13 protein-coding genes are annotated in these 14,924 nt (G+C 61.3%); 8 read left to right on the top strand and 5 right to left on the bottom strand.

The genetic code is table 11. The annotated features are described in order from the left end of the window. The 3 genes from FFS12_RS12415 to FFS12_RS12405 are packed head-to-tail and all read left to right on the top strand — an operon-like array spanning position 1 to position 3,072. Positions 1-870 (top strand): glycosyltransferase, encoded by an 870-nt coding sequence (locus FFS12_RS12415; RefSeq protein ID WP_137887098.1) that lies wholly within the window; start codon positions 1-3, stop codon positions 868-870. After that, entirely contained in the window at positions 857-1,885 is a 1,029-nt protein-coding gene (locus FFS12_RS12410) for a glycosyltransferase (RefSeq protein ID WP_137887097.1), read from the top strand. The genes FFS12_RS12415 and FFS12_RS12410 overlap by 14 nt, the downstream gene beginning before the upstream one ends. 5 nt (positions 1,886-1,890) lie before the next feature. Next, positions 1,891-3,072, top strand: a complete 1,182-nt coding sequence (locus FFS12_RS12405; RefSeq protein ID WP_137887125.1) for an O-antigen ligase — start codon at positions 1,891-1,893, stop codon at positions 3,070-3,072. A gap of 276 nt (positions 3,073-3,348) precedes the next feature. On the opposite strand, the gene FFS12_RS12400 is transcribed toward FFS12_RS12405, so the two are convergent. Then, positions 3,349-3,969, bottom strand: coding sequence for a lipopolysaccharide kinase InaA family protein (locus tag FFS12_RS12400; RefSeq protein WP_137887096.1), 621 nt, complete (start codon positions 3,967-3,969; stop codon positions 3,349-3,351). Positions 3,970-4,001: 32 nt separating this feature from the next. Here FFS12_RS12400 and msbA point away from each other — a divergent pair, with 32 nt between their 5' ends. From msbA to FFS12_RS12380, 4 genes are all read left to right on the top strand, one after another. Further along, on the top strand, positions 4,002-5,816 hold the full coding sequence (gene msbA, locus FFS12_RS12395; RefSeq protein ID WP_137887095.1) for a lipid A export permease/ATP-binding protein MsbA: 1,815 nt from the start codon (positions 4,002-4,004) through the stop codon (positions 5,814-5,816). A 38-nt stretch (positions 5,817-5,854) separates the two neighbouring features. Then, positions 5,855-7,279 (top strand): bifunctional D-glycero-beta-D-manno-heptose-7-phosphate kinase/D-glycero-beta-D-manno-heptose 1-phosphate adenylyltransferase HldE, encoded by a 1,425-nt coding sequence (hldE, locus tag FFS12_RS12390; RefSeq protein ID WP_137818621.1) that lies wholly within the window; start codon positions 5,855-5,857, stop codon positions 7,277-7,279. A gap of 251 nt (positions 7,280-7,530) precedes the next feature. Then, positions 7,531-8,820, top strand: coding sequence for an acyl-CoA dehydrogenase family protein (locus tag FFS12_RS12385; RefSeq protein ID WP_137887094.1), 1,290 nt, complete (start codon positions 7,531-7,533; stop codon positions 8,818-8,820). A 202-nt stretch (positions 8,821-9,022) separates the two neighbouring features. Beyond that, positions 9,023-10,231, top strand: a complete 1,209-nt coding sequence (locus tag FFS12_RS12380) for an acyl-CoA dehydrogenase family protein (protein WP_137887093.1) — start codon at positions 9,023-9,025, stop codon at positions 10,229-10,231. 9 nt (positions 10,232-10,240) lie between these two features. On the opposite strand, the gene FFS12_RS12375 is transcribed toward FFS12_RS12380, so the two are convergent. From FFS12_RS12375 to FFS12_RS12360, 4 genes are all read right to left on the bottom strand, one after another. Then, a complete protein-coding gene (locus FFS12_RS12375) occupies positions 10,241-11,170 on the bottom strand; it encodes a metal ABC transporter ATPase (RefSeq protein ID WP_137887092.1) in 930 nt (309 codons plus the stop codon). Between the two features lie 34 nt (positions 11,171-11,204). After that, on the bottom strand, positions 11,205-12,014 hold the full coding sequence (locus FFS12_RS12370; protein WP_137887091.1) for an aldo/keto reductase: 810 nt from the start codon (positions 12,012-12,014) through the stop codon (positions 11,205-11,207). Continuing rightward, complete coding sequence (locus tag FFS12_RS12365; protein WP_137887090.1) at positions 12,011-13,186, bottom strand: FAD-binding oxidoreductase; 1,176 nt, start codon at positions 13,184-13,186, stop codon at positions 12,011-12,013. The genes FFS12_RS12370 and FFS12_RS12365 overlap by 4 nt, the downstream gene beginning before the upstream one ends. 346 nt (positions 13,187-13,532) lie before the next feature. Then, positions 13,533-13,865 carry a multidrug efflux SMR transporter gene (locus FFS12_RS12360; protein ID WP_137887089.1) on the bottom strand — a complete coding sequence of 111 codons (333 nt, stop codon included), beginning with the start codon at positions 13,863-13,865 and terminating at the stop codon, positions 13,533-13,535. 110 nt (positions 13,866-13,975) lie between these two features. On the opposite strand from FFS12_RS12360, the gene FFS12_RS12355 reads away from it, so the two are divergent. Then, positions 13,976-14,905, top strand: coding sequence for a LysR family transcriptional regulator (locus FFS12_RS12355; RefSeq protein ID WP_137887088.1), 930 nt, complete (start codon positions 13,976-13,978; stop codon positions 14,903-14,905). Positions 14,906-14,924: the final 19 nt, after the last annotated feature.

Raw genomic sequence — 14,924 nt, 5'->3', positions numbered from 1 at the left:
ATGTCTAGTCATCAGCAGCCCTTGGTCAGCGTAATCATCGCGTCCTATAACCACGCGCCCTACATCGAGGCCAGCATCCTCAGCGTGATGGCGCAAAGTTATCCCCATGTTGAGCTGCTTGTCGTGGATGACGGCTCCAGTGATGACAGCGTTGCCCGGATAAAGGCCCTGCAGGACATCCACGGATTTGACTTCCGGGTGCAGGCTAACAAGGGCTTGTCGCGAACTCTGAATGAGACGATCGCGCGGGCGAAGGGCAGTCTGATTGCGCCTTTTGGTTCGGATGACATCATGTTGCCCGAGCGCCTGGCCATTCAGGTCGCCCACCTGGCGGATCAACCTGAGGTTGGCATCTGTGCCGGCGCTATCCGCAGCATCGATGCGGCTGGGCTACCTCTGGGAGGCGAGCGCGACTTGCCGTCGCGGCGGCTGGATTTCGAGGATGTATTTTTGCATCGCAAGCCCGGTGCTCCGGCACCTACCCTGTTGTTCCGACGGGAAGCGCTTGAGCGGGTAGGCGGTTTCGATCCCGAGGTGCGCCTGGAAGACCTGATGATCGAGTTGAAGATCACCCGCGCCGGCTACTTTATCGACGTGCTGGCGGACGTGCTTGCGCTCTATCGCGTGCATGGCAGCAATACCTACAAGAACTACCGCTTCATGGTGGATAACGTGCTGCGTACCTATGCGCGTTTCAGCGACCATCCTGCTTATGCCCAAGTTTGCGCCAACTACCGCAACTCGATGTTGCTCAAGTGCGCGCGTGTGGACCGCGAATTGGCTTGGACATTGTTACGTGGTATTCCCGTGCGCTTTTGGAATAGAAAGACCTTGCGTGGGGTTTTGCGAATGCTTTATGGCAGGGGATGAGATGGGGCAGGTGTTTTCTTGTCAATTGGTTGAGCAGAAAGTCTCGGTAATTATCCCGTGCTACAACTATGCGCGCTTTTTGGGGCGTGCTGTCAATAGTCTACGGGAGCAAAGCTACCAGAATTGGGAAGCTATTATAGTTGATGATGGCTCTACTGATAACACGGAAGAAGTTGCATCGATCCTGGTGGGGGAAGATTCGAGAGTTAGATATGTACGTCAGCGAAATGCTGGGACCTCTGAGGCTAAGAATGCCGGTATAAGGCTTGCGCAAGGAGAGTTCGTGCTTTTTCTTGATGCGGACGATCTGATAACGCCAAATAAGCTGATGGCGCATATTGAGCACTTCAAGAAGAGCCCAAATATTGATATTTCTTATTCGCGCTTTCGCTATTTTGAAGATGTGTGCGAAGACAAGCTTTTTACCAAACTTGATCTGTCTTCAATCAAAGAGTGGTCAAAAGTAATAGATGGTCGATATGAGGTCGCGTTTCCCGTATTTGTAAAGGGAAATAATATGGCCATTCATTCGGCGGTTATAAAAAGGTCGCTTGTCGATAAGGTTGGTTTTTTCGATGTCAACATGCGAGCGCTTGAAGATTGGGATTATTGGCTGCGGTGTATTCTTCGTGGTGCCTATATATCCTTCTTGGGTGACCCGACAGCAATCGCTTTGACGAGGGTTCACCCAGGAAGTGCAACCCATAAAATAGACTTTTCAAATTATGAAAAAGTCATTTATGAAAAAATGGGTGTGGAAGCGGCCAGGATTCACAAGGAAGGTGATGAGCGATTCTATGCTTTTATAAAGAAAGAAATAGACGCTCTGAAGCGAAAGAGAAGGAATCGACTATTCAAGAAGAAGAAGGGGGAGTTGCAGGGGCGCATTCTTTTGTCCGGTCTTTCAGATTATGGCGAGTTGTCGGCCATCGCCAGAGAGTTCGGGCTTCTGAATTGTTTTAGAGTTTATCTGGGTGCGCTAATTAAATATTTTCTGCATGATGGTGATTTTTGAATTTTATGACTAGAGAGCGTTTTGGGGACTGGCTTTCGCGACTGGTGGTTTTTGGGTTGGCCTGTTTCTTGTGCGCGCCATGGGTGTTGCCGAGTAATACTTATTATCATCGACTTATCATATTTTTTCTGTGGGCCCCTGCTTTACTGCATTTTTGCTTGTTTCGCAGAAACTATCCGTTAATCCATAAGCCTTTTGCCTGGCTGTATCTGCTGATTTCCGCCTGGTGTATGTTCGTCGTCGCCTTGACTGCTGAGGGGTGGGGTGATCTTCGAGAGCTTAAGTTGCCGTTTTATATATCTCTTAGCCTGCTGGGATGCATGGTTTCTGCCATGTATTTGAAGGAAAGGTTCTCGGATTTTCTGCTGCTATGTTGCGCGCTGGGTGGGCTGGGTGCTGGACTTTCCTGGCTTAATTTTTATTTCGTGCAAGGCAATGAATTTCACTATCGAGTGGTGTCGATGGGGCTGTGGCGGGTGGTGATTCCTGCCGCGCAGGCATGTGGAGCGCTGGTGATTCTGACGGCACTGCTAGGGCTTGAAGCTAGGCGAGGGGCGTGGGTTATATGTGGCGTGCTGCTGGCTCTGTTGGGGTATGGCACGTTCCTTTATTTCAACCAGAGTCGCTGGGTCTGGCTGTGCTTGATGCTGTCTTTTGTGGGGACTGGGGTGTTGTCGAGGAGTAAAGCTGCTTATGCGATGGCTGCATTTTCTGTGCTGTTGATCGTTGTAGTTATGCTTGTCAAACCCACTCTTCTTCTGAATCGAGGTTTCTCGTATCGGCCCGAGTTATGGCAGGGTGGGTTTGCTCTGTTGTTAGAGAACTGGGGGCATGGATTAGGATTTCAGGATTTTTGGATCGAAATCTCCTCGCTGAAAATCAGTTCTCGCCACCCACATAACATGTTTCTGGATATCGGCATCAGGTTTGGAGTGATAGGTTTATTTCTATGGGGCGGTCTCTGGTATTGGGCTGGCTGGAGAGCATTCAAGCATCGCAATACTCATCTTGGCGGGGCCGCAGTTGCCCTGTGGCTGTACTCGGGGTTCGTAGTGCTTACAGAAGGCACTGCACCTTGGGTGAAGCCTTCGCCCATCTGGTTCGTGACCTGGCTTCCCGTGGCGATAGTGTTAGTAATAGATACACTTGTCAGGCAGGGCGAGCGGGATCGAACTCCGTCGGTTTAATCGTTTGATAGCCTATTGAGCGACTGAGAATAAATTCTAGTTCGCCACTCCAGGGTAGAACCGGAATGCACAAGGATGCGGTAAGCCTTGTCGTGCCTATATCGACCCGCTAAGCCAGCCGGGCTGGGGTCAATAGCGCGCACTATCGGTGACCCTTCAAGCAAGCCTGCCTGCGCCTAACGGAAGTAATTGGTTCAGAGAACGAGTGTCTGAGTCCTTTGGGGCGCAGTGGTCAAGTACGGCGTGGCCAGGAATCGCCTGCATCTGTGGCGGCGATCACTCAGGCTTGGAGGCGGGCAGTGGACGCCCATAAGCTTGCAGCAGACTTTGCCAGGGGAAGTCTTCGATTTGGCTGCGGCGCAGGTAGCCTTTGAGGTGCTGTAAGTTGCGCCGTGCCAGCCGGGTGCTGAGCGGGCCGCGCTTGAAGCGCATGTCCAGAAAGTCGATTAGGCCGAACCCACCTTCGGGCAACAGCAGGATGTTGCCCAGGTGCAGTGAGCGGAAGTAGATGCCGCGCTGGTGCAATGTATGGATAAATTCGGCCAACTCAGGCAGCAGTTCATCGAACTCCTGGCGTACATGTCGGTACAACTGATCCAGTGAACGGCCGGGCAGTGGCGCATAGAGGCAGGCGCTGACTGCCTGGGCTCGGTCGAGCCACAGGCATTCGTTGACCTGTGGCGCAAGGATGTTGCGCTCGGCCAAGCGTTCGGCATTGCAGGCGAAGCGTTGCGCCGCGGGGCGTAAACGGGCAAGCCACAGCCGGCGGCGCGGACGGAAGATCTTTAGCAGTCGGCCATCCGGCTGGCGCAGAACCTTCGGTCCGCGGCTGTCCTTTTCCAGTACCTCGCCCTGGTCTAGCCACTGCTGCAATTCGTTCGCTGGTACAATCCGCATCAATTTTCTCTGAATAGCTAAAGGGATCGAGAGTGGCCAATTCTAACCGGCAATCAGATCTTCGGGTTTATCTGCGGTTGCTGCGCTATGTCAGGCCCTACCTGGGGTTCTTCCTGCTCAGTATCTTGGGATTTCTGATCTTCGCCTCGACCCAACCCATGCTGGGTTACATCCTCAAGTACTTCGTCGACGGCCTGTCGAATCCCGAGACCAGCTTCTTTGCCAGTATCCCGTACTTGTCGGAGATTCCCTTCCTCGCCCACTTGAAGCTGCTGCAGACGGTGCCGCTGCTGATCGTGCTGATCGCGCTGTGGCAGGGAATAGGTTCGTATCTGGGCAACTATTTCCTGGCCAAGGTTTCGCTGGGGTTGGTGCATGACTTGCGCGTGGAGTTGTTCGACAAGTTGCTGGTACTGCCCAACCGTTACTTCGACAACCACAACTCCGGGCATCTGATCTCGCGCATCACCTTTAACGTGACTATGGTCACCGGTGCCGCTACCGATGCGATCAAGGTTGTGATCCGTGAAGGCATGACGGTGGTATTCCTGTTCACCACGTTGCTGATGATGAATTGGCAGCTGACCCTGGTGATGCTGGCGATCCTGCCGGTGATCGGCCTGATGGTCAGTAGCGCCAGCAAGAAGTTTCGCAAGCAGAGCAAGAAGATCCAGGTGACCATGGGCGATGTCACCCATGTCGCCTCCGAGACCATCCAGGGCTACCGTGTGGTGCGCAGCTTTGGTGGCGAACCCTACGAGTCGGAGCGCTTCCGGTTCGTCTCGAACGACAACACCCGCAAGCAGTTGCGCATGACCAAGACCGGTGCGGTCTATACCCCGATGCTGCAGCTGGTGATCTACAGCGCCATGGCGGTGCTGATGTTTCTTGTGCTGTTTCTGCGTGGCGATGCTTCGGCCGGTGATCTAGTGGCCTACATCACCCTGGCGGGGCTTTTGCCGAAACCTATCCGCCAGCTGTCCGAAGTCAGCTCGACCATCCAGAAAGGTCTGGCGGGCGCCGAGAGTATTTTTGAGCAGCTCGACGAAACTCCCGAAGTCGACCAGGGCACGGTCGAGCGCGAGCGGGTCAGCGGTCGCCTGGAGGTGCGCAATCTGAGCTTCCAGTATCCTGGCGCCGAGAAGCCGGTGCTCAACGATATTTCCTTCAGCGCCGAACCTGGGCAGATGATTGCCCTGGTCGGGCGCTCCGGCAGCGGCAAGTCGACCCTGGCCAGCCTGATTCCGCGCTTCTATCACCATGAGACCGGGCAGATCTTGCTCGACGGTGTGGATGTCGAAAGCTACACATTGCGTAACCTGCGCCGGCATATCGCGCTGGTGACCCAGCAGGTCACCCTGTTCAACGACAGCGTGGCCAATAACATCGCCTATGGCGACCTGGCCGACGCGCCGCGCGAGGCCATCGAGCAGGCGGTCGAGGCGGCCTACGCCAAGGAATTCGTCGACAAGCTGCCGCAGGGCCTGGACACCGAGGTCGGCGAGAACGGCGTGCTGCTCTCCGGCGGTCAGCGTCAGCGTCTGGCGATTGCCCGGGCCTTGTTGAAAGATGCGCCGATCTTGGTGCTGGACGAGGCGACTTCGGCCCTGGACACCGAATCCGAGCGGCATATCCAGGCCGCCTTGGATCGGGTGATGACGGGGCGTACCACGCTGGTTATCGCGCACCGCTTGTCGACCATCGAAAAAGCCGACCTGATTCTGGTGATGGATCAGGGGCAGATCGTCGAGCGTGGCACCCATGCCGCGCTGCTGGCGCAGAACGGTTTCTATGCGCGCTTGCATGCGATGGGACTGGATGAAGGCGCGCCGGTAGGTATCGCCTGATAGACTACGTGCCCGCCACTTGAGGCCCCGGAGATCCCATGAAGTTGTCCATGCCCCGTTTCGATCAGGCCGCTGTTTTAGTGGTCGGTGATGTCATGCTCGACCGTTATTGGCATGGTGGTACCTCGCGGATTTCCCCGGAGGCGCCGGTGCCGGTGGTCAAGGTCGAGCAGATCGAGGATAGGCCGGGCGGTGCCGCCAACGTCGCGCTGAACATCGCCGCGCTCGGTGCGCCGGCGCGCCTGGTCGGGGTGACGGGGCAGGACGAAGCGGCCGACAGCCTGACCGAGCGGCTGACTGCCGCCGGGGTGGATGCGCACTTTCAGCGCATCGCCACGCAGCCGACCATCGTCAAGCTGCGGGTCATGAGTCGCCATCAGCAGCTGTTGCGCATGGATTTCGAAGAGCCGTTCGCCACCGACGCCGCCGCCCTGACGGCCTCGGTCGAAAGCCTGCTGGCCGGGGTCAAGGTGCTGGTGCTGTCGGACTACGGCAAAGGCGCCCTGCAGAACCATCAGGTGTTGATCCAGGCCGCCCGTACTCGCGGCATTCCGGTGCTGGCCGATCCCAAGGGCAAGGACTTCGCCATCTACCGTGGCGCCAGCCTGATTACCCCCAACCTGAACGAATTCGAGACCATAGTCGGTGGCTGCGCCGATGAGGCCGAGCTGGTGGCCAAAGGCGCCGAACTGATGCGCGAGCTGGAGCTCGGCGCGTTGCTGGTGACCCGTGGCGAGCATGGCATGACCCTGCTGCGCCCTGGGCATCCGGCGCTGCATCTGCCGGCGCGGGCGCGGGAAGTGTTCGATGTCACCGGCGCGGGCGATACGGTGATTTCCACCCTGGCGGCGTCCATTGCCGCCGGCGAAGAGCTGCCGCAGGCGGTGGCCCTGGCCAACCTGGCCGCCGGCATAGTGGTCGGTAAGCTCGGCACGGCGGCCATCAGCGCCCCCGAACTGCGTCGGGCGGTGCAGCGCGAGCAAGGTTCCGAGCGCGGCGTACTGAGCCTCGAGCAACTGCTGACCAGCATCGAGGATGCCCGCGCCCACGGCGAGAAAATCGTCTTCACCAACGGCTGCTTCGACATTCTGCATGCCGGCCATGTGACCTATCTGGAGCAGGCCCGGGCCCAGGGCGACCGGCTGGTGCTGGCGATCAACGATGATGCCTCGGTAGCCCGGCTGAAAGGCCCGGGCCGGCCGATCAACAGCGTTGACCGGCGCATGGCCGTGCTCGCCGGGCTGGGCGCGGTGGACTGGGTAGTGAGCTTCGGTGAAGACACCCCCGAGCGTTTGCTCGGCCTGCTCAAGCCGGACGTGCTGGTCAAGGGCGGCGACTATGGCATCGACCAGGTGGTCGGCGCCGAGATAGTCCGGGCCTACGGCGGCACGGTCAAAGTCCTGGGCCTGGTGGAAAACAGCTCGACCACCGCCATAGTCAACAAGATCCGCGAGCGCTCCTGAACTCAAGTCGGATAATGCCGGTCGGCTAAACACCAACATGGTCTGATAGAACAACGCCTCGCGGACTCGTTCCGCGAGGCGTTGTCGTTTATGGCCGATAGTGCGCTGCGGGTGGCTTGCGCTGGCCGGACGCGGCGGTTGTGCTGGAAGCAGCGACTGGCTGACTTGCCAGTCGCCGCCGGCGGGGCGGTCATAGCCGCTGACAGCTCTCGCGCGCATGCTCCGGGCATCTTCATTCGCTGTGGAACAAGATGCCCATGAATGCCGATGTACAAGGCCGCGCCCTGGCCCTATTGAGCCGTCTGGCCCAGGCCGATTGGCCGGATCGCCTGAAGCTGCGTAAACCTTTCGAGAAGCTGATCTACACCGGTAGCCGCGCCAGCTTCCGCATGGCCGCCGAGCGCGCGCTGAAGCACAGCCGCGGCCCGCGCCAGGTCGATCCGGATGCGCTGTTCGACCTGTCGTTGTCCGCCGAGCAGCAGATGCTGGTGGAGATGCTGGAAAAGTTCGCCAGCGAAGTGCTGCGTCCGGCGGCCCATGATGCCGACGCCAATGCGGCGCTGCCCGCCGAGTTGCTGAATCAGGCGCAGGAACTGGGCCTGACCCACTATGGTGTCGGCGAAGTGCATGGCGGGATGGCCGGTGAGCGCACCACGGTCAGTAATGCGCTGATCGCCGAGGCGCTGGCCAAGGGCGATCTGTCCCTGGCGGCGGCGTTGCTGGTGCCGCTGTCCGCGGCTAACTGTATTCGCCGCTGGGGTTCGTCCGAGCAGCAGGCGCGCTGGTTGCCGGCGTTCATCGGCGTGGATGCGGCGCCGGTCATGGCGATTGCGGTGAATGAGCCGACAGTGCTGTTCGACCCGCTGCAACTGAGTACGCGGGCCAAGCGCAAGGGCAAGCACTATCGCCTGTCCGGAGAGAAGTGCCTGGTGCTGCGCGGGCTGGATGCCAGTCAGTTGATCGTCGCGGCGCAGGCCGAGGACGGCCCCGCGTTATTCGTTGTCGAGGCCGGCACCAAGGGGCTTGAGCGGCATCCGGAGCCGGCCATGGGGCTGAAGGCTGGCGCGACCGCGCGGCTTAAGTTGAAGAACGTCAAAGTCGCGGTCGAGCATAGGCTGGCGGCGGAGCATTTCGATTACCAGAGCTTCCTCGACCACGCCGCGCTGGCCTGGTGTGCGTTGGCCGTAGGTACGGCGCAGACGGCGCTGGATTATGTGGTCGGCTACTGCAACGAGCGGCTGGCCTTCGGTGAGCCGATCAGCCACCGCCAGGGCGTGGCCTTTATCGTCGCGGACATCGCCGTTGAGCTGGACGCCATGCGTCTGATGGTCTGGCGCGCCTGTGCCCGCTCCGAGCAGGGTCTGCCATTCCATCGCGAGGCGTACCTGGCGCGCCTGCTGTGTGCCGAGAAGGCGATGAAGATCGGTACCGATGCCGTGCAGCTGCTCGGCGGCCACGGTTTTACCAAAGAGCATCCAGCCGAACGCTGGTACCGCGACCTGCGTGCCGTGGCGATCATGGCCGGCGGCCTACAACTGTGAAGCGGTTTCAGCGCTGTTGCGCTTGTGCCGGCAGTGTTGGGAACGGACTCGAAATGCTCATCTACTCATTCGTAAACTGCGCTTTCTCGTCCGTACCCGCGATCCACAAGGATGTGGTGAATGCAGCTTGCCCGCCGGGAGCGGGCGCTGCCTTGCCCGTCCTGCGCTCACGACGCGCTGAATTCCACTTCGAGGAGGAACGATGAATCTGGAAACCCCGAAGAAATTCACCGGGCTGGTCAATCAGGCGCACCAGGTGGCGGCCAATTATTTTCGGCCGATTTCGCGCAAGTATGACAAGGCCGAGCATGCCTACCCGAAAGAGCTGGATCTGCTCGCGGCGCTGCTCGATGGCATGAACGCCGGCTCGCCGGAAGCCATCGGCGCGACCTCGGCCAGCAAGCGCCGCGCCGCGACGTCGGTGGAAAGCGGGATCAAGAACGGCGGCAACCTGTCGGCCTGCCTGGGCGTGATCGAGTTGTGCTGGGGCGACGTCGGCCTGCTGCTGGCCATGCCGCGGCAGGGGCTGGGCAATGCGGCGATCGCGGCGGTGGCCAATGATGAGCAGCTCGAACGCTTCGGCGGAACCTGGGCGGCGATGGCGATCACCGAGCCGGGCTGTGGCTCCGATTCGGCGGCGATCCGCACCACGGCGCGCAAGGAAGGCGAGCACTACATCCTCAATGGCGAGAAGATTTTCGTCACCTCGGGCGAGCGCGCCGATGCGGTGGTGGTCTGGGCGACCCTGGATAAAGGCCTCGGCCGCGCGGCGATCAAGTCCTTCGTGGTCGAGCACGGCACATCTGGGATGACGGTGAGCCGGCTGGAGAAGAAGCTCGGGATCAAGGCCTCCGACACCGCCTCGATCAGTTTCAGCGACTGCCGGGTGCCGGCCGCCAACTTGCTCGGCAACCCGCAGATCGATGTGCAGAAAGGCTTTGCCGGGGTCATGGAAACCTTCGACAACACCCGGCCGCTGGTGGCGGGGATGGCGATCGGGGTGGCCAAGGCGGCGCTGGATCGCACCCGTGAACTGTTGCAGAAAGTCTGCCGACTCGACTACGCCAAGCCCTTGCTGGCGGTTAGCCATGCCGAGGCGACCTTGTACCGTCTGGAAGCCGAGTGGGAAGCCGCGCGTCTGCTGACCCTGAAGGCGGCCTGGATGGCCGACAACCAACTGCCCAACTCGAAAGAGGCGTCGGTCGCCAAGGCCAAAGCCGGACGGGTGGCCAACGAAGTCACGCTCAAATGCGTGGAACTGGTGGGCGCCTTGGGTTATGCCGAGGACGAACTGCTGGAGAAGTGGGCGCGGGATTCGAAGATCCTCGACATCTTCGAGGGCACCCAGCAGATCCAGTTGTTGATCGTCGCCCGTCGCCTGCTGGGTAAAAGTTCCAGCGAGCTCAAATAGCCACTCCACTCATCGGCAAGCCGATCTAGCCCCAGTCTGTTGGGGCTTTTTGGCGGCCGGCTGAGTGAGATGCTGTTGCGCCAGCCAGTCCTTCCAGCGAATCCGTTCATCGCGCACCAGCCAGCCTTCTTGCGGCGCGAAGCTTTCTGCCAGCCAGATGCCGCGGCTGCTGGCGGGTTGCAGGTTGCCTTTCTTCAGGGTCAGTAGTTCGGCGCAGGGCCGGCCTTGCTCCAGCGGGATCAGGTACAGATCCGGGCGGCGGCGATCGAGGCGGGCGACCAGTTGGCCGTTTTCCAGGCGCTCATCGACATGAAACAAACTGAGTCGTTTGGCTTCTTTCGGCAGTTCCAGGCGCAGGTCGTAGACCAGTTGCAGCGAGGCGGTGGGTAGATGGACATAGGTCCGTGGCCGCTCGAGCAAGGTCAGGTTGCCGCAACGTGTCGGGCGCGCGGCGCCAGACAGCGGGCTCAGGCTGAAGCTGATGGCCTCGCGATAGTGCAGGGGGCCTTGATAGGGCGTCGGCAGCCAGGTGTCGCCGAAGCGCCCGCCGAGCCAACCCTGTGGAGTTTCCAGCAAGCATTCTTCGGCAACTTCCTGAATCGCCGTGAGCAAGGGCAGGTTCAGTTCCTGGGCCGGCACGTAACCGGAGATCAATTTCAGCACCGTGTCGCCGCGATCCTGGCGCCGCTGCCGCACCAGCACCCAGTAGTCGTGGCCTTGCCAACTGAGGGTCAGGCGCACCGAGACCCCGAGGTTGGCCAGCTCCACGGCAAAACACTCACTACTGGCGATAGCAATCGGCTGGCGGCGTTCGAGCATCTGGCCGAAGTTCAGCGGCCGCCCGAGGCCCTGGTAGCTCAGCCCGGTAGGAGTGGCCTCGACGAACAGTGCTTGGGTCTGAAAGCTGCTGGGGTCCTTGCGGACGAGGGTGCGCGGCATCTCGGCTCCTTCTTGCGTCGGGGTCGGCCGCAGGCTAGGACAGTTCGCGGATCACGCTGGCGGCGGTCGAAACATTATGGGACAGATGCAGCGGGTTGATGGTGCCGACTATCGCGCTGGTTACCGCGGGGTGGGCGAAGATCAGCTCGAAGCTGGCGCGCACCGGGTCGACGCCCGGATCCAGGCAGACGTGGCCACTGGCCAGGGCCTTCTTGATCAGGATGCCCTTGCCGTGGCTGGCGGCGTAATCCAGCACGGGGCGCTCATGTTGTTCATTGAGGTTGTAGGTGACCATCGCGCAGTCGCCTTGCTCCAGCGCCAGCAGGCCACCCGCGACGGTTTTGCCGGAGAGGCCGAAACCGCGGATTTTCCCTTCGCGTTTCAGGTCCGCCAGGGTCTGATACACGCCGCCGTCCCGCAGGATCGCCAGATCGTTGCCGTCCGAGTGCACCAGCACCAGATCGATCACTTCGGTTTGCAAGCGCTTGAGGCTGCGTTCGACGGAGAAGCGCGTGTGTGCGGCGGAAAAGTCGAAGCGTGACCGGCCGTTTTCAAACTCTTCGCCGACCTTGCTGACGATCACCCAATCCTCGCGTTGCCCGCGCAGCAGTGGGCCGAGGCGCTCTTCGCTGTTGCCGTAGGCCGGCGCGGTGTCGATCAGGTTGATGCCGAGTTCGCGCGCCAGCTTGAGCAGTTGCCGCGCGGCGGAGTCATCGGGAATGCTGAAGCCGTTGGGGTATTTCACCCCTTGGTCGCGGCCGAGCTTGACCGTGCCGAGGCCGAGCGGCGAGACCCATAGTCCAGTGCTGCCCAGCGGGCGGTGCAGGTCGTGCAAGGTGTTCATGGCAGTAGCGCCTCCCAGACCGCCGGCGCAACGGGCGGGCGCGGCAGGGCCGGCAGCGCGGGGTGCGTGCGGGGTTGGATGCCGTCGCGCGTCAACGCCGTCAGCACCCGGTCGGCGAAGTCCGGCGCCAGCGCCAGCTTGGTCGGCCAGCCGACCAGCACGTTGTTTTGCTCGGCGAGGAAGGCGTTGTCCGGGCGCACCAGCCCGGATTGTGCCGGCTCGGCGCGATCGACCCGCAAAGTGGCCCAGCGCGCCTGGCTGAGGTCGACCCAGGGCAGCAGGTTGCCCAGCTCTTTTTGCGCGGCGGCGATTTGTGCCGCCTCGTCGCGGGCCACGCCGTCGGCTTCGGCCAGGTCGCCGCCGAGATACCAGACCCATTGGCCATCGGCCGCCGGGTGGCTGGTGACTGTGACGCGCGGCTTCGGTCCGCCGCCGAGGCAGTGGGCGTACAGGGGTTTCAGGCTCGGCGCCTTGACCAGCACCATATGCAAGGGACGACGCTGCATGGCCGGTTGCGACAGGCCGAGGGCACTGAGCAATGCAGCATTGCCGGCGCCGGCGCTGAGGACGATGCGTTGCGCGCGGATCTCGCGGCCGTCGACCTGCAGGCCGACCAATTCGCCGTTCTCGTGCAAGGGTTCAAGCCGTTCGGCGGCCAGCAGGCTGTCACCGGCCAGCTCGGCCAGCCGCTCGATCAGGCTCGGAACGTCGAGCACCAGTTCGCTCAAGCGATAGACCTTGCCCTTGAATTGCGGGTGTTGCAGGGCCGGCGGCAGGTCGGCACCTTTGACCTGGTCGACGCGGGTGCGCACCGCTTTGCTGGCGAAGAAGCTGGTCAGGTTGCCGGCCAAGGTGCCGGGCGACCATAGGTAATGCGCCGCGGAGAGCAGGCGCACGCCGCTCAGATCCACTTCACCGCTGCCGGCCAACGCCTCGCGCCAGCGCCTTGGCATGTCGGCGATGGCTTCCGAGGCGCCAGTCAGGGCGCCATGCAGGGCGTATTTGGCGCCGCCATGGATGATCCCTTGCGACTTCACGCTCTGCCCGCCGCCGAGGCTGGCAGTTTCCACCAGCAGGGTGGCGAAGCCTTGACGGCGCAGACGGGCATTCAGCCAGAGGCCGGCGATGCCGCCGCCGACAATCAACACGTCAGTGGAAAGGGCCTGGGACATGGAGCGAACTGCCTTGGTCGGAAAACTGGCGGGCAGTATAACCCGTGGCTTCGGATCGCCCGAGCGCCTCGCCTTGTGCTAGCCGTTGATTGTTTGCCCGGGCTGGTGGATTACGCCGCTGCGCGGCTAATCCACCCTACCTGCTTCGCTCTACGCCAGCCTACAGATACCGCGATAGGCAAACGAAGCAACCGCTCAGAGCCTGTTCACGATCTCGCGAGCTAAGGTCAGGCAAGGCGAAATCGGGCGAAAAAGCGCAGTTTACAAGTAGTAAATGAGCATTTTGAGCCCGATTTCAACGCGGCATGGCCGACGCGCAGCAGATCATGAACAGGTTCTCAGTCCACTAGTGGCCGGTGCTGGCGGAAAACAGCTGGATCACCACCACCCCGACGACGATCAGGGCCATGCCGAGTACGGCGGGCAGGTCGAGTTTTTGCCCATAGATAAACACCGCGGCGATGCTCACCAATACGATGCCCAGCCCCGCCCAGACGGCGTAGGCCACGCCCACCGGAATCGTGCGTACCACTATCGTCAGCATCCAGAACGCGATGGCATAACCCGCGATGACTAGCAGCAAGGGCAGCGGTTTGTTCACGCCGTCGATGGCTTTCATCGAGGTGGTCGCCACCACTTCGGCGGCGATGGCGACTCCCAGATAGAGATAACCCGACATGGCTGCATCCTCCTGCGGATAAGGGCCTTTGACTGGGGGCGATTCTAGAGTCTTTAATGATGGCTTCAAGTTAGATCCTATCTGCTTTAGAGATAAGTGAGGGTGAGTCCATGCAGTGGAATCTGGATCAACTGTCGGCCTTCGTCGCGGTCTGCGAGCATGGTTCCTTTTCCGCCGCGGCCCGCGATCTGCGCCGGGTGCAGTCGGCGGTGAGCCAGGCGGTGGCGCTCTTGGAGGATGATCTGGGCGTGCGCCTGTTCGAGCGCAGCGGCGGGCGCCTGCCCAAACCGACCCCGGCCGGCGAGACCCTGTTGCACGAAGCGCGCGAGGTGTTGCGCCAGTGCCAGCGCCTGGAGCGCCGCGCCTTGGCGCTGGGCGGCGGTGAGGAGCAGCATCTGCGTCTGGTGGTGGACGAAGCCTTTACCTGTAGCACCCTGGCCGGTGCGCTGGTCGATCTAGCCGAGCGCTTTGCCTTTCTCGAGCTGACGCTGGCCTATGGCACCCAGGGCGATATCTCCGGTTGGGTCAGTGAGGGTCAGGCCGATCTGGGCGTGCTATTCCAGCAGGAGCACACGCCGGCCGGCCTGGAGCAGGCGGCGCTGGGCGAGATGCCGCTGGTGCTGGTGTGCGGTCAGCAACACCCGTTGGCCCAACTCGAGCAGGTCGACCGCCGCGCCCTGGCTGCCCATCGGCAATTGCTGATCGCCGCGCGCACGAACCAGCAACAGCCGAGCGCCGCGCGGGCCCAGCAACGCCATGAGGTGGAGCGTCTGAGCCCGACGGTCTGGCGCGCCGACAGCTTCTATGCGATCGCCGAGCTGGCCATGTCCGGTCTGGGCTGGGCGGTGATTCCGCGGGATGTGGCGCACTACCCGATGTATCGCGAGCGCCTGGTGGAGCTGCGCGGCGAATTGCCGGCCTATCCGTCGCTGGGCGTCGAACTGGTCTGGCGCCGCGACCGCCCCTTAGGGCCGGCGGCGCAGTTCCTGCGCAGCGCCCTGGCGCGGACCTTTTCCCATGGTGGATGGGCCCGCACGTGATGGGCCTCTGGTATCCTCC

The organism is Pseudomonas sp. 2FE, assembly GCF_005503735.1.
Taxonomy (GTDB): Bacteria; Pseudomonadota; Gammaproteobacteria; order Pseudomonadales; family Pseudomonadaceae; genus Aquipseudomonas.
This window is presented reverse-complemented; position numbering and strand designations above follow the sequence as displayed.